Annotated in this window: 15 protein-coding genes and 1 pseudogene; 9 read left to right on the top strand and 7 right to left on the bottom strand. The window is 72.3% G+C overall.

Annotation, left to right across the window (positions count from 1 at the left end; translation table 11 throughout):
• Positions 1-62 precede the first annotated feature (62 nt).
• From STRCI_RS03945 to STRCI_RS03935, 3 genes and pseudogenes are all read left to right on the top strand, one after another.
• Complete coding sequence (locus STRCI_RS03945; RefSeq protein ID WP_269657408.1) at positions 63-1187, top strand: Gfo/Idh/MocA family protein; 1125 nt, start codon at positions 63-65, stop codon at positions 1185-1187.
• Positions 1184-2095, top strand: a complete 912-nt coding sequence (locus STRCI_RS03940; protein ID WP_269657407.1) for a DUF6807 domain-containing protein — start codon at positions 1184-1186, stop codon at positions 2093-2095. The genes STRCI_RS03945 and STRCI_RS03940 overlap by 4 nt, the downstream gene beginning before the upstream one ends.
• Positions 2089-2804: pseudogene (locus STRCI_RS03935) on the top strand (cupin domain-containing protein). The gene STRCI_RS03940 and the pseudogene STRCI_RS03935 overlap by 7 nt, the downstream one beginning before the upstream one ends.
• Before the next feature lie 21 nt (positions 2805-2825).
• Here the strand turns inward: STRCI_RS03935 and STRCI_RS03930 are convergent.
• Entirely contained in the window at positions 2826-3875 is a 1050-nt protein-coding gene (locus STRCI_RS03930; protein ID WP_269657406.1) for a glycerophosphodiester phosphodiesterase family protein, read from the bottom strand.
• Between the two features lie 140 nt (positions 3876-4015).
• Here STRCI_RS03930 and STRCI_RS03925 point away from each other — a divergent pair, with 140 nt between their 5' ends.
• Positions 4016-5041 carry a saccharopine dehydrogenase NADP-binding domain-containing protein gene (locus STRCI_RS03925; protein ID WP_269657405.1) on the top strand — a complete coding sequence of 342 codons (1026 nt, stop codon included), beginning with the start codon at positions 4016-4018 and terminating at the stop codon, positions 5039-5041.
• A 60-nt stretch (positions 5042-5101) separates the two neighbouring features.
• Here STRCI_RS03925 and STRCI_RS03920 read toward each other — a convergent pair whose 3' ends face one another.
• Both STRCI_RS03920 and STRCI_RS03915 read right to left on the bottom strand, forming a co-directional pair.
• Complete coding sequence (locus tag STRCI_RS03920; RefSeq protein WP_269657404.1) at positions 5102-7330, bottom strand: heavy metal translocating P-type ATPase; 2229 nt, start codon at positions 7328-7330, stop codon at positions 5102-5104.
• 30 nt (positions 7331-7360) lie between these two features.
• Complete coding sequence (locus tag STRCI_RS03915; protein WP_269657403.1) at positions 7361-7582, bottom strand: heavy-metal-associated domain-containing protein; 222 nt, start codon at positions 7580-7582, stop codon at positions 7361-7363.
• A gap of 165 nt (positions 7583-7747) precedes the next feature.
• Between STRCI_RS03915 and STRCI_RS03910 the strand changes: the two genes are divergently transcribed.
• Positions 7748-8701, top strand: coding sequence for a hypothetical protein (locus STRCI_RS03910; RefSeq protein WP_269657402.1), 954 nt, complete (start codon positions 7748-7750; stop codon positions 8699-8701).
• A 2-nt stretch (positions 8702-8703) separates the two neighbouring features.
• Here the strand turns inward: STRCI_RS03910 and STRCI_RS03905 are convergent, their stop codons facing one another.
• Together STRCI_RS03905 and STRCI_RS03900 are read right to left on the bottom strand one after the other, a co-directional pair.
• Positions 8704-10542: a glycoside hydrolase family 15 protein gene (locus STRCI_RS03905; RefSeq protein ID WP_269657401.1), complete on the bottom strand. Its 1839-nt coding sequence runs from the start codon at positions 10540-10542 to the stop codon at positions 8704-8706.
• Between the two features lie 78 nt (positions 10543-10620).
• Entirely contained in the window at positions 10621-11400 is a 780-nt protein-coding gene (locus STRCI_RS03900) for a DeoR/GlpR family DNA-binding transcription regulator (RefSeq protein ID WP_269657400.1), read from the bottom strand.
• Between the two features lie 137 nt (positions 11401-11537).
• Between STRCI_RS03900 and STRCI_RS03895 the strand changes: the two genes are divergently transcribed.
• Together STRCI_RS03895 and STRCI_RS03890 are read left to right on the top strand one after the other, a co-directional pair.
• Positions 11538-12422, top strand: a complete 885-nt coding sequence (locus STRCI_RS03895) for an SIS domain-containing protein (RefSeq protein WP_269657399.1) — start codon at positions 11538-11540, stop codon at positions 12420-12422.
• A gap of 47 nt (positions 12423-12469) precedes the next feature.
• A complete protein-coding gene (locus STRCI_RS03890; RefSeq protein ID WP_269657398.1) occupies positions 12470-13324 on the top strand; it encodes a class II fructose-bisphosphate aldolase in 855 nt (284 codons plus the stop codon).
• Here the strand turns inward: STRCI_RS03890 and STRCI_RS03885 are convergent.
• Complete coding sequence (locus STRCI_RS03885) at positions 13314-14474, bottom strand: methyltransferase (RefSeq protein WP_269657397.1); 1161 nt, start codon at positions 14472-14474, stop codon at positions 13314-13316. The two genes, STRCI_RS03890 and STRCI_RS03885, sit on opposite strands and share 11 nt — an antisense overlap.
• A gap of 54 nt (positions 14475-14528) precedes the next feature.
• Here STRCI_RS03885 and STRCI_RS03880 point away from each other — a divergent pair, with 54 nt between their 5' ends.
• Positions 14529-15170, top strand: coding sequence for an alpha-ketoglutarate-dependent dioxygenase AlkB family protein (locus STRCI_RS03880; protein ID WP_269657396.1), 642 nt, complete (start codon positions 14529-14531; stop codon positions 15168-15170).
• A 36-nt stretch (positions 15171-15206) separates the two neighbouring features.
• Complete coding sequence (locus STRCI_RS03875; RefSeq protein WP_269657395.1) at positions 15207-16451, top strand: ROK family protein; 1245 nt, start codon at positions 15207-15209, stop codon at positions 16449-16451.
• Here STRCI_RS03875 and STRCI_RS03870 read toward each other — a convergent pair.
• The gene (locus STRCI_RS03870) at positions 16437-17276 is read right to left on the bottom strand and encodes a helix-turn-helix transcriptional regulator (protein ID WP_269657394.1); all 840 of its coding nucleotides are present in this window, start codon (positions 17274-17276) and stop codon (positions 16437-16439) included. The two genes, STRCI_RS03875 and STRCI_RS03870, sit on opposite strands and share 15 nt — an antisense overlap.
• Positions 17277-17337 lie beyond the last annotated feature (61 nt).

Genomic DNA, 17337 nt, shown 5'->3' with positions numbered 1-17337 from the left:
CTGCCTTCGAGAGCAAGCGCTTTCTGCGCAGGCATGCCCGTCGGCCGTTCGAGGAGCGCCGTATGTCCTTGTCCCCCGCGCCCCCCGTGCGCCGTCGCGTCGCCGTCGTCGGCACCGGTGCCATCGTCAGCGGCAGCCATCTGTCCGCTCTCGCGGCGCACGCCGAACGGACGGAGCTGGTCGCCGCCGTGGACGTGGACCAGGGCAGGCTCGACGCCTTCCGGGACCTCGCGGGCGGGACCGTCACCGGCTACACCTCGATGGCCGCCATGCTGGACGCCGAACGCCCCGACCTGGTGCTCATCGGCACCCCGCCCGCCCTGCACCGGGAGCAGACGATCGCCGCGCTCAGGACCGGCGCCTGGGTGCTGTGCGAGAAGCCGCTCACCCTCTCCCTCGCCGAGTACGACGAGATCGCCGCGGCCGAGGACGAGTCCGGCGCCTATGCCGCCGTGATCTTCCAGCACCGCTACGGCTCCGGCGCGGCGCACGCCCGCGAGCTGATCACCAGCGGCGAGCTGGGCGCCCCGCGGGTCGCCCACTGCCAGACCACCTGGCACCGGGACGCGGCCTACTACGCGGTGCCCTGGCGCGGCCGCTGGGCCAGCGAGGGCGGCGGCCCGACCATGGGTCACGGCATCCACCAGTACGACCTGCTGCTGCATCTGCTCGGCGAGTGGGACGAGATCCGCGCCATGGCCGCGCGGCTGGTCCACGACACCGAGAGCGAGGACGTCTCCACCGCCCTGGTCCGCTTCCACAGCGGCGCCTTGGCCACCGTCGTCAACAGCGTGCTCTCCCCGCACGAGGTCAGCCGGATCCGCGTCGACTGCGCCGACGCCACGGTCGAGCTGACCCATCTCTACGGGCACCGCAACGAGGACTGGGTCTACACCCCGGCACCCCACGTCGCCGCCGACCGCGCCGCGGCCTGGCGCACCCCGGCCGCCGACGTGCCCAGCTCCCACACGGCCCAGCTCGGCGGCCTGCTCGACGCGTACGACGCGGGCGTACGGCCGCCGGGGAGCGGTCCGGAGGCGCGGGCCACGCTCGAATTCGCCGCCGCCCTGTACAAGTCGGCGTTCACCGGCCTGCCGGTCCGCTCCGGCGAGATCGTCCCGGGTGATCCTTTCTATGCGGCGATGCACGGCGATCACCCCGTCTGGGCCCCGAAGGAGCGCGCATGAGCATGCGAGTCAGCCACGCGAACGGCGAGCACATCGCGGTCGCGGCGGCGAACGGCACGGAGATTCTCCGCTACGTGTACCGCCCCGACCCCGACGCCTTCGAGTCCCCCAAGCCGTACGCGCACCCGCTGCGGACCCTCGCCGGTCACACGGTGACCGGGTACCGGCCCCATGACCACCGCTGGCACAAGGGCCTGCAGATGACCGCGAGCCATCTGTCGGGGCAGAACTTCTGGGGCGGCAACAGCTATGTCCACGGCGAGGGTTACCAGCGCCTGCCCGAGCGGGTCGGCTCGATGCGGCACGACGGCTTCTCCCCATTCGCCCTGACCGACGACCGGTTCGCCTGCACCGAGGACCTGACCTGGGTGGAGCACGGCGGTGCGGAATGGGCCCGTGAGACACGCGGGCTCACCGTCCACTCCGTAGACGAGGAGTCCGGTTCCTGGGCCCTTGACTGGTCGATCCGCCTCACCAACGTACGCGACGAAGCACTGAAGTTCGGGTCGCCGACCACCGCCGGACGCGAGCTGGCCGGTTACACCGGACTCCAGTGGCGCGGACCGCGGGACTTCACCGGCGGAGCGGTCTTCGCCCCCGGTACCGACGCCGAGAAGCTGATGGGCTCCCAGGGCCCCTGGCTGGCCTTCACCGCCGAGCACGACGACGTCGACGCGCACTCCACGCTCGTCTTCGCGCACGCGCCGGAGAACCTGGATGCCCTTCATGAGTCGCACTGGTTCGTGCGCTCCGAGCCGTTCCCCACGGTCGCGTTCTCCTGGGCGTTCTTCGAGGAGTTCGAGCTGGCACCGGGCGAGTCCTTCGGCTACCGCTACCGGGTGGTGATCGCCGACGGGGCCTGGGACACCGAGCGCGTCACCGCGCACCTGGACGGCCTGCCATGGTGATGGCCGCCCCCCTGCCCGGCGCCGTGGGACTGTCCCATCTCAGCGCCTACGACTGGGAGGCCGCCGACGGCGCCTGCGGCGGCAGCCCGCATCTGCACCTGGTGTGCACCGAGGCGTACGTCGTCACCGGCGGCCGGGGCGCCGTGCAGACCCTGAGCCCCGACGGCTACCGCGACATCCCGCTGGAGCCCGGCTCGGTCGCCTGGTTCACCCCCGGCACCGTGCACCGCATGGTCCAGGGCGGGGAGCTGCGCATCACCGTGCTGATGCAGAACAGCGGGCTGCCCGAGGCCGGGGACGCGGTCTTCACTTTCCCGCCCGAAGTGCTCGCCGACCCCGGGAGGTACGCGGCGGCGGCCACGCTCCCGCCCGGCACGGGAACCGACACGGCCGCGGCGGCCCGGCGCCGCAGGGACCTCGCCGTCGAGGGCTACCTCGTCCTGCGCGAGGCCCTCGTCGCGGGCGACACCGGCCCGTACCGGGAGTTCCAGCGCACCGCCGCCCGCCTGGTCCGCGAGCAGGTCCCGGCCTGCGTGAGCTGTGGCGGTCAGGGGCTCTGGCCACGGCCGAGCGCACCGGCGCCCAGCTCGACGCGTTGGCCGCCGGGGAGCCCGGCTACCTCGACGGGGCGACCGCGTACCAGGCAGCGCCCACCCGGCTCGGCGGCTTCGGCATGTGCGGCCGACGGGACGAGTACACGCTGCCGTAGTGCGCCAACGGGCCTGGCCGGTCAGCGTGCCTGGTACGCCTTCGGCAGGCGCATACCGCGGTCGGCCATGATCTGCCGTACCCGGTCGGGGTAGTTGGTGATGATGCCGTCCACCCCGGCGTCCATCAGCGCCTCCACCGTGGCCGGGTCGTCGCAGGTCCACGGGACGACCTTCAGACCGCGTGCGTGCGCCGCCTCGACCATGGCGGCGTCGGCGTAGAAGCGGAAGCCGGGGTCGCCGACCTTGCCGCTCTGCGGGAAGCCGTAGTTGGGGGAGAGGGTGGTGACACCGGGGAGGGTGTCGGCGGCCTTCACGAAGTCGCCGTCGTAGTCGTCGGCGTCGATACCGCCCAGCCAGGGTGAGGCGCCCTCCTTGCCGACCTGGAGGAAGTCGTAGTTGGTGAGCGCCACCAGCGGCCACCGGGGCGCGAGCTTGTGCATCGCCTTGAGCGCGCCCCAGTCGAAGGACTGGATGGTGACCTGCCGCTCGATGCCGGACCGGTGGATCTCCTGGTAGACCCGGCGCACGAACAGCTCGCGGGGCGCGGTCTGTTCGGGGGCGCCCGCCTCCACCTTCGTCTCGACGTTGAGGGTGACCTGCCGCGCCTTGTACCGCTTGACCAGGTGCAGGACGTCCTTCAGCTCGACCATCCGCAGCCCGTCGACCTGCTCCTGGCCGGGGTGGCCGGGCAGTTGCTGGTAACCGCAGTTCATCGTCCTGATCTGGGCCAGCGTCAGATCCTTGATGTACTTGCCGACGTACGGATACATCGGGTCGCCCGGCACCAGGGGCCCGGTGTCCCGGCACTTGGTGGCGCTGACCTGCCGGTCGTGGGTGACGACGACCTTCTCGTCCTTGGTGATCTGGGTGTCCAGCTCCAGGGTGGACACCCCGAGGCGCAGGGCCTTGGCGAAGCCCTCCAGCGAGGACTCGGTCGTCATACCGAGACCGCCGCGGTGGGCTTGGAGGTCGAAGGACGGCCGGTGCCGGGCGTCCGGTTCGGAAGCCACCGCCGGGACGGTGAACACCGGCACCAGCGCCAGGCCGGCGAGGACATGTCTTGCGGACATCGCAACCTCGATCATGTGGGTTCGGACGACCGGACGACGCTAGTTCGGCGGCGGATGCGCCCAACTGCCCCTGCGTGAGGGAGCCGTGAACGATGGGCGAACGCCTCGCGGCGCACTCAGCGTGCCTTACGTTGGCGCGTATGACTACTGCAGATGCGCGCGGCAGGATTCTCGTCATCGGCGGCTACGGCGCCGTCGGCACCGCGGTCGCCGCCCGGCTGGCGGAGTTCCTTCCCGGGCGGGTGGTTCCGGCGGGCCGGGACGAGATGCGGGCCCGGCGGCTCGGTGGGGTCCGGGTCGACGTCGGTGATCCGGCCGGGTTCCGGCGGGTGCTGGACAAGCTGGGCGATGTGCGCGCCGTGGTGCTCTGCGTCGAGCCCGAGGACGCCTCGCTCGCCCGGATCTGCCTGGAACGCGGGATCCACCTGGTGGACGTGGGCGCCTCACGGGACCTCCTCGACGCCGTGGCCGACATGGACGGCCTCGCGACCGGTGCCGGGGCCACGGCCGTGCTGAGCGTCGGGGTCGCGCCCGGACTGACGAATCTCCTTGCCCAGCGGGCCCACGAGGCGGTCGGCGGGGCGCAGCGGCTCGATCTGACGGTGCTGCTGGGCTCCGGCGAGCGGCACGGCACCGACGCCGTGCGCTGGACCGTCGAGGGCCTGGCCGCGCCGGTGACCGCCGTACCGCGCCAGGTGTTCCTGCCGGGCCACGGCACGCACCGCGCACATCCGTTCCCGTTCTCCGACCAGCACACCCTGCGCCGCACCCTCGGCGTCCCGGAGGCGACGACCCGTCTCTGCCTGGACTCCCGCCCCCTGACCGCGGCGCTCTTCGCGCTGCGCCGGACGGGACTCCTGCGCGGTGCCCGACGGGCACCGGTGCGGCACGCACTGACCGGCGCCTTCAGCCGCGTGCACCTCGGCGGCGACGCCTTCGCCCTCCGTGCCGACGCCGTGCGAGCCGGCCGACGCGCCGCGTTCGCCCTCACCGGGCGGGAGCAGAGCCGGGTGACCGGCCTCGTCGCCGCCGAGGTCACCCGCGAACTGCTGACGGGGGACCTGCCGACCGGGGTGCGCCACATCGAGCAACTGCCCGCACTGTCCGACCTGCCGGAGCGGCTGGCCTGGGACGGCGTGGTGGTGTCGCGTCGCGACCACCTCTGAACAGGTCTGTGCCCGGCCGCTCGGGGGAGAGCGGCCGGGCACAGGGGGTTGGTGTCGCCGTCAGCCGGCCGCCCGGAACGACCGCAGTCGCAGTGAGTTGCCGACCACGAAGACCGAGGAGAAGGCCATGGCCGCTCCGGCGATCATCGGGTAGAGCAGGCCCGCTGCGGCCAGCGGCAGCGCGGCCACGTTGTAGGCGAAGGCCCAGAACAGGTTGGAGCGGATCGTGCCGAGGGTGCGGCGGGCCAGCCGGATGGCGTCCGCCGCGGCCCGCAGGTCACCGCGGACCAGGGTCAGGTCACCGGCCTCGATCGCCGCGTCCGTGCCGGTGCCCATCGCCAGACCGAGGTCGGCCTGGGCCAGCGCGGCCGCGTCGTTGACGCCGTCGCCGACCATTGCCACCGAACGCCCCTCGCCCTGGAGCCGCTTGACGACGTCCACCTTGTCCTGCGGCAGCACCTCGGCGATGACATGCTCGGGCGCGATCCCGACCTGTCGTGCCACCGACTCGGCGACGGCCCGGTTGTCACCGGTGAGCAGCATCGGCGTCAGACCGAGCGCCCGCAGCCGGGTGATCGCCTCGGCGCTGGTCTCCTTCACGGCGTCGGCGACCTCCAGGACCGCCCGCGCCTCCCCGTCCCAGGCGACGGCGATGGCGGTACGCCCGGCTGACTCCGCCTCGGACTTGGCCGCAGCCAGCCGCGGCGGAAGCTCCATCGCCCACTCCTCCAGCAGCCGTTCCCGGCCCACCAGGACCGCATGGCCGTCGACGATGCCCTGCACCCCGAGCCCCGGTACGTTCGCGAAGTCCTCCGGGGTGGGCAGCGAACCCAGCTTGGCCAGGGCGCCGTCGGCGACGGCACGGGCGATCGGGTGCTCGGAGGAGTGCTCCAAGGCGCCCGCCAGCCGCAGTACTTCGGCCTCGTCGACGCGGTCGGCGGTGTGCACGGCCAGCAGGGTCATCTTGCCGGTGGTGACGGTGCCGGTCTTGTCGAGGACGACGGTGTCGACCTTGCGGGTGGACTCCAACACCTCCGGGCCCTTGATCAGGATGCCGAGCTGGGCGCCGCGCCCGGTGCCGACCATGAGCGCGGTCGGGGTGGCGAGGCCCAGGGCGCAGGGGCAGGCGATGATCAGTACGGCGACCGCGGCGGTGAAGGCGGTGGCCGGGCCCGCGCCGCTGCCCAGCCAGAAGCCGAGGGTGCCCAGCGCCAGGGCGATCACGATCGGTACGAACACGGCCGAGATCCGGTCGGCGAGGCGCTGCGCCGCGGCCTTGCCGTTCTGCGCGTCCTCCACCAGCTTGGCCATCCGGGACAGCTGGGTGTCGGCGCCGACCCGGGTGGCCTCAACGACGAGGCGTCCGCCCGCGTTGATGGTGGCACCGGTGACCGGGTCACCCGCGCTCACCTCGACCGGCACGGACTCGCCGGTGAGCATCGAGGCGTCCACCGCGGACGAGCCCTCGACGACGGTACCGTCGGTGGCGATCTTCTCGCCGGGGCGGACGAGGAAGCGGTCGCCGACCTTCAACTCACCCACCGGCACGGTCCATTCGGTGCCGTCGGCGCCTATCAAGGTGACGTCCTTCGCACCCAGCTCCAGCAGCGCCTTCAGCGCCGCGCCCGCCTTCCGCTTGGAACGGGCCTCGAAGTACCGTCCGGCCAGGATGAACGCGGTGACCCCGGCGGCCGCCTCCAGATAGATGTTCGCGGAGCCGTCACCGCGGGAGATGGTCAGCTCGAAGGGGTGCGTCATGCCGGGCTCGCCGGCGGTGCCGAGGAACAGCGCCCACAGCGACCACAGGAACGCGGCCGAGGTGCCGACCGAGATCAGCGTGTCCATGGTGGCCGCGCCGTGCCGGGCGTTGGTGAACGCGGCCTTGTGGAACGGCCAGGCGGCGTACGTCACGACCGGCGCCGCCAGGGTCAGGGAGAGCCACTGCCAGTACTCGAACTGGAGAGCCGGGATCATCGCCATCGCGATGACCGGGACGGCCAGCACGACCGCGGTGGTCAACCGCTCCCGCAGGGGCCGGAGTTCATCGCTCTCGGGGGCCTGCTCCGGTTCCGGTGTGGGTAGTTGGGCGGAGTACCCGGTCGCCTCGACGGTCGCGATCAGATCGTCGACGGACACGCCACCGCCGTAGGAGACCTTCGCCTTCTCCGTGGCGTAGTTGACGGTGGCGGTCACGCCGTCCATGCGGTTCAGCTTCTTCTCGATGCGCGCCGCACACGAGGCGCAGGTCATGCCGCCGATGGTGAGTTCGGTGTCGAGCGTGGTGGTCACTTCTCTGCTCCTCGTGCGGTGCGGGCGGGATCAGGCGCGGCCGGTGACTTCGTAGCCGGCCTCGTCGACTACCTCGGCGATCAGCGTGTCGTTCGGTTCGGCGCTGCTGCTGACGCTGACCTGACCGGCCTCCAGGTCGACCTGTACGCCGGTCACGCCGTCCAGCTCGCCGATGACCTTGGTGAGCGTGGCCTTGCAGTGGCCGCAGGACATACCGGAGACGGCGTACGTGGTGATCGTCTGCGTGGACATGGGTGCCTCCCGAGCAATCTCTTCGTATACCTGGCGGGGGTATCCCGACCGGTGAGAACATGTATACCCCTGGGGGGTAGTCGAGGCAAGTAGATCCAGAGGTTGACTTTATACCCCCCAGGGGTATCGTGAGCGGCATAGAGAGCTGAGGCAGAGGAGATCGACATGCATGCCGGACTGAAGATCACCGCGTTCGCCGCGGGCCTGGCCGCCACCTTCGGCACCGCCTACGGCGTGGGCAAGGGCGTCGGACCGGTCGACGAGGACCCGGCGCCGGCCCGCCACGAGAGCCACAGCGAGGCGTCCTCGGACCCGGAGGGAGGCGGCGGCACCGAGCAGGCCGCGGCCGGCGGACTCCAGATCTCCGAGGGCGGCTACACCCTCGACCTGAAGACCCCGGCCGTCACCGCACGCGAGCGGGACGACCTGCGCTTCGTCATACGGGACAGCGGCGGCCGCGCGGTCACCGCCTTCCAGCGCGAGCACGACAAGGAACTCCACCTCATCGTGGCCTCCCGCGACCTGGTCACCTACCGCCATCTGCACCCGACGCGCGCCGCCGACGGCACCTGGAGCACCCCCGTCGACCTGCCCCGCGCGGGCGGCTACCGAGTCTTCGCCGACTTCACCCCGGCGAAGAAGGGCGCCGAGAACCTCACCCTCGGCACCGACCTCGGAGCATCCGGCCCGTACGACCCGCAGCCCCTCCCGGCCGTCAAGGCGACCGCCGAGGTCGACGGCTACAAGGTCCGGCTGGACGGCGGTCTGCGCCCCGGCGCTTCGAGCGAGCTGAAGCTGAACGTCTCACGCGACGGCAAGCCCGTCACCGACCTCCAGCCCTACCTGGGCGCCTACGGCCACCTGGTGGCGCTGCGCTCCGGAGACCTCGCCTATCTGCACGTCCACCCCAACGGCGAGCCCGGCGACGGCAAGACCGAGCCCGGCCCCGGCATCTCCTTCTCCGCGACGGCGCCGAGCACCGGCACCTACCGCCTCTTCCTCGACTTCAAGCACGAGGGGAAGGTCCGCACCGCCGAGTTCACGGTCCGGGCCGGTGGAGCGGCGGCGGCGCCCGAAGAGGAGTCCGCCCACGACGAGGCTCCCTCACACGGTCACTGATGTCAGCCGAGCGCCTTGTCGAGGTTGAAAGCCGCGCTGATCAGCGCGAGGTGAGTGAACGCCTGCGGGAAGTTCCCCTGTTGCTCACCGGTGTGGCTGATCTCCTCGGCGTACAGGCCCAGATGGTTCGCGTAGGTGAGCATCTTCTCGAAGGCCAGCCGGGCCTCGTCGACCCGGCCGGCGTGCACCATGGCCTCGACGTACCAGAAGGAGCAGATCGAGAACGTGCCCTCGTCGCCGCGCAGTCCGTCGGGGCTGGCCATCGGGTCGTAGCGGTAGACCAGGGAGTCGGAGACCAGGTCGTGGGTGAGGGCGTCGAGGGTGGACAGCCACTTCGGGTCGGTCGGCGCGATGAACTTCGTCAGCGGCATCATCAGGACCGCCGCGTCCAGCACGTCGTCGTCCTCGTGCTGGACGAACGCCTGGCGGGACTCGGACCAGCCGTGGCTCATGATGCGCCGGTAGATGGTGTCCCGGGTGGTGCGCCAGCTGACGATGTCGGCGGGCAGACCGCGCCGGTTGGCCATGCGGATCGCCCGCTCTATCGCCACCCAGCACATCAGCCGTGAGTACAGGAACTTCTTGCGGCCGCCCCGGGTCTCCCAGATGCCCTCGTCCGGCTGGTCCCAGTGCTCGCACACCCAGTCCACCAGCGCGGTGACATCGTCCCACTGGTCGCTGGAGATGGGCTTGGCCCATTTGTCGTAGAGATAGATCGAGTCGATCAGGGCGCCGTAGATGTCCAGTTGGAGCTGTTCGGCGGCGGCGTTGCCGATGCGGACCGGCGCGGAGGCCCGGTGGCCCTCCAGATGGTCGAGTTCGCGCTCGGCGAGGTCGGTACGGCCGTCGATGCCGTACATGATCTGAAGCGGCCCCGAGGGTTTGCCGTCGCCCGGACTGATGTGCCGGGTCACGAAGTTCATGAACGCCTCGGCCTCACCGGTGAAGCCGAGCCGCAGCAGCGCGTACACACAGAACGCCGCGTCGCGCACCCACACATAGCGGTAGTCCCAGTTGCGTTCGCCGCCGAGCTGCTCGGGCAGGCTCGTGGTCGGCGCGGCGACGATGGCGCCGGTGGGCGCGTAGGTGAGGAGCTTGAGGGTGAGCGCCGAGCGGTGCACCATCTCCCGCCAGCGGCCCCGGTACTTGGACGCGGACAGCCAGTGCCGCCAGTACGCGACCGTGGTGCTGAACTGCTCCTCCGCCTCGGTCCTGGCGCACCGGCGCGGGGTCACCTCGCCGCCGACCTGGTCGAGCGCGAACACCGCCGACTCACCCTCGGCGAGCTTGAAGTCGGCCCGCACATCCGGGCCTTCGGGCTCCAGCGGCACCGTCGCGGTCAGCCCGAGGGACAGCTTCGCGGACTCGAACACCGCCACGTCGCCCACCATCCGCACGGTGTGCGGCTGGCTGCCGTAGTCGAACCGCGGGGCGACCCGGGTGCGGAACGGGATGGAGCCGCGCACGCACAGCACCCGCCGGATCAGCCGGTGCCGCTCGGTCTCCACCGAGTCGCCGTCCACCGGCATGAAGTCCTGCACCTCACCGACGCCGTCCTCGGTGAAGAAGCGGGTGATCAGGACGTTGGTGTCCGGGAAGTAGAACTGCTTGGTCCGCGCCGGTACGGCCGCCGCCAGCTCGAAGGCGCCGCCGCGCTCGGCGTCCAGGATCGCGGCGAAGACACTCGGCGCGTCGAACGACGGGCAGCAGTACCAGTCGATCGTGCCGTCGGTCCCCACCAGGGCCACGCTGCGCAGATCGCCGATCAGGCCGTGCTCGGCGATCGGCAGATAGCGCGAAGCCCCGGGGGGCTCCTGGTCGCTCGGTGCAGTTCCGCTCATCGCAGCCTCCCTGTTCCCCCGACACCGCCTCGGCACCAGCCTAGGTGGAAAGAAGGGGCCCGTGGGCGCACAACGGCGTCAGACCGTGACGACCTCGATACCCGCCTCCGTGAAGCGCCGCACGGTGTCGTCCCCGGCCGCCGAGTCGGTGACCAGGGTGTCCACGGCGTCGGCGGCGCAGATCCGGGCGAACGCCCGGCGGCCCAGCTTGCTGGAGTCCGCGGCCACGATCACCCGCCCGGCCCGCTCGCACAGAAGCCGGTTGATCGCGGCCTCCGCCTCGTCATTGGCGGCCGCCCCGTGCGCGACGTCGAAGGCGACCACGCCGAGCACCGCCACATCGAGGGTGATCTGCCCGAGCACCCCGTCCGCGAGCGGCCCGATCAGCTCGTACGACTGTGCCCGCGCGACCCCGCCGGTCACCACGATCTTGAACTGGGGCCGCACGGCGAGTTCGTTGGCGATGTTCAGCGCGTTGGTGACCACGGTCAGCGCGGGTGAACCGGAGGCCAGATCGCCGCGCACGGCCAGCGCGCGGGCCACCTCGGTCGTCGTCGTGCCGCCGGTCAGCCCGACGGCCTCGCCGGGGGAGACCAGCGCGGCCACCGCCTTGGCGATGCGCTCCTTCTCCGAGGCGTGCCGGGCGGTCTTGTAGCGCAGCGGCAGCTCGTAGGAGACGCCGTGCACGACCGCGCCGCCCCGGGTGCGCACCAGCATCTGCTGCTCGGCCAGCTGGTCGAAGTCACGCCGGATGGTGGCGGCGGAGACCGACAGCTCGGCGGCGGCCTGCTCGACGTCGAGACGGCCGCGCTCGACGAGCAGTTCCAGCAGGGCCTTCCAGCGGGCGTCGCGCGACATCCGCGCCTCCGTTCTTCGATCTCCCGGCGACCCTAGCGCACCCACGTTGAGCTCGAATGCTTGATTCTGCTCGAAAGCTCGCTATATCTTGCAAGAAAAAGCAAACCCAGGGTTGAGCGATCAGGGGAGGGGTGGGCATGACCCATGTCGAGGAGGAGCTGGCGAGCCAGCCCGAGTGCTGGACCCGGGCCGCGCTCCAGGCGCCGGCGCACGGCGGAGCCCTGCCGGCGCCGGGGGAGCGGGTCGCGATCGTCGGCTGCGGCACCTCGTACTTCATGGCGCAGTCCGCCGCCGCGCTGCGCGAGGGCGCGGGCCAGGGCGAGACGGACGCCTTCGCCGCCTCGGAGTTCCCGCGCGCCCGCGCCTACGACCGGGTCATCGCCCTGAGCCGCTCCGGCACCACGACCGAAGTGCTGCAACTCCTGGGGGAGTTGACGGGCGGCCGCACCCGCACCACCGCGATCACCGCCGACCCGGAGACGCCCGTCATGACGGCCGCCGATCACCTCCTCGTCCTCGACTACGCCGACGAACGCTCCGTGGTGCAGACCCGGTTCGCCACCACCGCGCTCACCCTGCTCCGCGCCCACCTCGGACTGCACACCGAGTCGGTCGTCACCGACGCCCGTGCCGCGCTGGCCGCCCCGCTGTCCCAAGGGCTCGTCGACAGCGCGCAGTTCACCTTCCTCGGCCGCGGCTGGACCGTAGGGCTCGCCCATGAGGCCGCGCTGAAGATGCGCGAGGCCGCGCAGGCGTGGACCGAGTCCTACCCGGCGATGGAGTACCGGCACGGCCCCATCAGCATCACCACGGAGGGCACCGCCACCTGGATGCTCGGCGAGCCCCCCGAGGGCCTCGCGGAACAGGTCCGCGCCACCGGCGGCACCTGGGTGGCGAGCACCCTCGACCCGCTCGCCGAACTGGTCCGTGCCCAGCGTCTCGCGGTCGCCGTCGCCCAGGCCCGCGGTCTCGACCCGGACCAGCCGCGCCACCTCACCCGCTCGGTGATCCTCGCCCCCTGACGCGGCCGAAGTCCCCCGCGCCCCCGACGCTCACGGAAGGACCAGCCGTGCCCCTCGTCACCACCGGCGAACTCGTCACCGGCGCCGCCGCGCGGCACCGGGCCGTGGCCGCCTTCAACATCATCACCCTCGAACACATCGAGGCCGTCATCGCGGGCGCCGAATCCGCCGGGGCCCCCGTGGTCCTCCAAGTCAGCGAGAACGCCGTCAAGTTCCGCTACGGCAGACTCCTCCCGCTCGCCCGCGCCGCCGTGGCCGCCGCCGAACGGGCCGCCGTACCCGTCGCGTTGCACCTGGACCACGTGCAGAGCGACGACCTGCTGCGCCAGGCGCCCGGCGCCGGATTCAGCTCCGTGATGTACGACGCGGCCCGGCTGCCCTACGCCGACAACCTCGCCGCGACCCGGGCCGCCGCCGACTGGGCCCACGCCCAAGGGCTGTGGATCGAGGCCGAGTTGGGCCAGATCGGCGGCAAGGCGGGACAGCCCGCCCTCGATGCCCACGCCCCCGGCGCCCGCACCGACCCCGCCGAGGCCCGCGCCTTCGTCACCGACTCCGGTGTCGACGCGCTGGCCGTGGCGATCGGCAGCAGCCACGCCATGACGACCCGCACCGCCGCCCTCGACCACGAGCGTCTCAAACGCCTCGCCGCCATCCTGGACGTGCCGCTCGTCCTGCACGGCTCCTCCGGCGTCCCCGACCCCGAACTGAGGTCGGCCGTCGCCGGGGGCATCGCCAAGGTCAACATCGGCACCGCCCTCAATCTCGCCATGACCGGCGCGATCCGCACCTACCTCGCGGCGAACCCGGAGGCGGTGGACTCCCGCACGTACCTGAGCGTCGGGAGGGAGGCGATGGTGATGGCGGTGGCCGGGATCATCGGCACCCTGACTAGCGCTTGACCGCCTTCAGGATCACGAACTTCGGGTCGCCGGACACCAGTTGGCAGTTGCCGAACAGGCGGCGCAGCTTGACGTGGTAGCCGAGATGGCGGTTGCCGACCACCCACATCTCGCCGCCGGGCTTCAGTGCCCGCTTCGCCCCCGTGAACATCCGCCACGCCGTGGCGTCGGTCGTCGCCTGGTGGGAGTGGAACGGCGGGTTGTTCAGCACCAGGTCGACACTTCCGGCGGGCACCCCGGCCAGCCCGTCGCCCACCCGGAACTCGGCGTGCCCCGGCACCCCGTTCGCCTTGTACGTCGCCTCCGCGGAGGCCACCGCCTGGAAGGACTCGTCGACGAACAGCACCTCGGCCGCCGGATCGGCCAGCGCCACCGCTGTACCGACCACGCCGTTGCCGCAGCCGAGGTCCACCACCCGCCCGCCCCGGCTGTCCGGCAGGTGCCCGAGGAAGAACCGGGTGCCGATGTCGAGCCGGTCCGCGCAGAACACGCCCGCGTGATTGACGACCGTACGGCCGGAGACCGCGCCGATGTCGTCCGGTAGCGCGTAGCCGTACGGCCACGGGTTGGCGGCGCGCTCCAGCGCCGGATCCGGGGTGCTGAAGATCAGCCGGGCCTTCTTTTCCGCCAGCGAGGTCCGGGTCGGTCCGATGATCCGCTCGAACAGCTTCAGCGTCGAGGTGTGGATCTCCTTCACCATGCCGGTGCCGACCACGACCGTGCCCGCGTGCAGGGCGGGCGCCAGCCGGAACAGCTGGTCCTCCAGCAGCGCGAGGCTCTTGGGGATCCGCACCAGCAGCACGTCGATCCGCTCGGGCGGCGGGTCCTGGGTGGTGAGCAGCCGCACCGCGCCGGGCTCGACCCCGGCCCCGGCCAGGTTCGCCCGGGTCGCCTCCTGGGCGAGGTGGGAGTCGGTGATCTGCACCGGCCGGTGCGCCGCCAGCGCCGTCACCAGTGCGCCCCAGCGGTCCCCGACCACCACGACCGTGCCGGACAGCGGGATCCGCTGCTCCCCCTCCCGCTCCTGCTCCGCGAGATGCCTGAGGAGGTACTCGTCGGAGGCGTCCCAGGCCCGCAGCCGGTCGCGCGGGTCCTCGGGGAAACGGGTCAGGGCGATCTGGCCCCAGGGCGTCGTCATACGGTCGTTCATCGTGCGTCAAGGCTAGCCGAGCCGGCCGAGCCCCAGCTCAGGGAGGATGGGCCCATGGACGCCGAGCTGTTCCCCAGGTCCAGGACGACGATCGCGCCGGGTGCGGTGCATGTGCCGGACTGGCTGGACGCGGACCGGCAGCGCGAGCTGCTCGCGGCCTGCCGGGAGTGGTCCCGCCCGCCCGCGGGACTGCGCACGGTGCGCACCCCGGGCGGCGGCACCATGACCGCACGCCAGGTCTGCCTCGGCTGGCACTGGTACCCGTACGGCTACGCCCGCACCGTCGTCGACGGCGACGGCGCCCCGGTGAAACCGTTCCCGGACTGGCTGGGGGAGCTGGCACGGCGAGCGGTCCGGGACGCGCTGGGCACCGGAACACCGCCGTACGACATCGCGCTGATCAACTTCTACGACGCCGACGCCCGCATGGGCATGCACCGCGACAGCGACGAGGAGGCGGACGCGCCCGTGGTGTCGCTGAGCCTCGGCGACACCTGTGTCTTCCGGTTCGGGAACACCGGGACGCGGGCCCGTCCGTACACGGATGTGGAGCTGCGCAGCGGCGACCTGTTCGTGTTCGGGGGAGCGTCCCGGCTCGCCTATCACGGCGTCCCCCGGGTGCACCCGGGCACCGGGCCGCCCGAGTTGGGACTGGCCGGGCGGTTGAACGTCACGCTCAGAGTCAGTGGCCGGTAGGTCATCGCACCTGCGGATCATGGGAGACTCGCCCTCATGAGCGGCAAGGCTGACCCCCGGCCGGCGGGGGAAGGGACCACCTCAAGGACGCGGTTGGACCGGGGGCGCGGTGCGCTCGGGCCCGCACTGGAGCTCGTGCACACCGGTCGCGCCCCGACCCGGGCCGTGCTCACCGCGGAACTGGGTGTGACCCGGGCCACGGCGGGCGCTGTCGCCGCCGAGCTGGAGGCGCTGGGGCTGATCCGGGTCGACGCCCGGCCCGGCGCGGCGGCCGGATCGCAGGGCCGTCCCTCGCACCGCCTCGAAGTCGCCGGGGACGGGCCCGTGGTCCTCGCCGCCCAGGTGCACGCCGACGGCTTCCGGGCCGCGCTGGTCGGGCTCGGCGGGCGGATCGCCGCGACCGCCGCGGGCCGTGAGACCGTCGACGCCGACCCGGCGAAGGTCCTCGGATCGGTCGTGGAGGCGGGCGCCGAGCTGCTGCGCACGACCGGCCGGCGCTGTGTGGGCGCGGGACTCGCCGTGCCCTCTGCGGTCGCCGAACCCGACGGGCTCGCCCTGAACCCCCTGCACCTGGCATGGCCCGTGGGCGCACCGGTGCGCCCGATCTTCGCCGAGTGCGTGCGGGCCGCGGGTATCACCGGCCCGGCGTTCGCCGCCAACGACGTCAACCTCGCCGCGCTCGCCGAGCACCGGCACGGCGCGGGCCGCGGCTCCCGGGACCTGCTGTGCGTGGCCACCGGGCACCGGGGCGTCGGCGGCGCGCTGGTCCTCGACGGGCGGCTGCACACCGGGAGTTCGGGGCTCGCCCTGGAGGTCGGCCACCTCACCGTGAACCCCGAGGGCCGCCCCTGCCACTGCGGCAGCCGCGGCTGCCTGGACGTCGAGGCCGACCCGCTGGCCCTGCTCACCGCAGCGGGCCGCGACCCGGGCCCCGAGGTGTCGCTGTTGCAACAGGCCAACGACCTGATCCGGCACCACTACGACGACCCGACCGTCCGCACGGCCGCCGAGGAACTCATCGACCGGCTCGGCCTGGGACTGGCCGGTCTGGTGAACATCCTCAACCCGGACCGCATCATCCTCGGCGGACTCCACCGCACCCTCCTGGACGCCGACCCCGGACGACTGCGCGCGGTGGTCGCCGACCGCAGCCTGTGGGGCCAGAGCGGCGGCGTACCGATCCTGGCCTGCACCCTGGACCACAACAGCCTGGTGGGCGCCGCCGAACTGGCCTGGCAGCCGGTCCTGGACGACCCGCTGCGCGCGCTAACCCACCAGTGACTGCGTGCCGAGGACCCCGAGCAGCGCGAGCCGTTCGGCGTCCTCGGTGCCCGGCTCCGCCGTATAGACCATGATCCGCAGATCGCTGCCGGTCACCGTGAGGATGTCGCAGTCCAGCGTCAACGGCCCCACCTGCGGATGCTCGATCGTCTTGTGCCCGCCCGGCTGCGCGCCCACCGCGCCGCTGTCCCACAGCTCGGCGAACAGCCCGCTGTTCGTGCGCAACTCCTCGACCAGGCGCAGCAGTCGGCGGTCCGCCGGATACCGGGCCACCGTCGTGCGCAGATCGCCGACCAGCGCGGCCAGGAACTCCCGCCGCTCCTGAGGCGTCTGGCGCACCCGGCTGCCCGAACCGAGGAAGTTGCGCCACACACCGTTGCGTTCGAAGCCCCGCAGCCCGGACGGGTCGCCCATCAGCGCCGCGTACAACGGGTTGGCCAGCAGCAGGTCCCACATGGCGTCGTACACCCCGACGGGAACGCCCACGAGCCGGTCCAGCAGCCGCTGCACGCTGGGCGTGAGATACCCGGGCACCGACTCCGGCCCCGGCGGCACCAGACCGGCCAGCCGGAACAGATACGCCCGCTCGTCCGTCGATAGCCGCAGCGCACGGGCGAGCGCCTCCACCACCTGCGCCGACGGATGGACCGCCCGGCCCTGTTCGAGGCGGGTCACATAGTCCACGGAGATCCCCGCGAGCAGTGCCAGCTCCTCGCGGCGCAGCCCGGCCGCCCGCCGCTGACCCCCGGCCGGCAGCCCGGCCGTACCGGGCGCGACCCGGTCCCGCCACCGCCGCAGCGCCCGTCCGAACTCCGTCGCCGTCATGGTCCTCAGTGAACACCGTCCGCCGGACGCCTGCCTGGTACCGGCAGTCCCAGGAAGCGGG

The sequence above is a fragment of the Streptomyces cinnabarinus genome, from assembly GCF_027270315.1.
GTDB classification, from domain to species: domain Bacteria; phylum Actinomycetota; class Actinomycetes; order Streptomycetales; family Streptomycetaceae; genus Streptomyces; species Streptomyces cinnabarinus.
The sequence above is the reverse complement of the archived record's forward strand: the minus strand, read 5'-3'. Positions and strand labels throughout refer to the sequence as shown.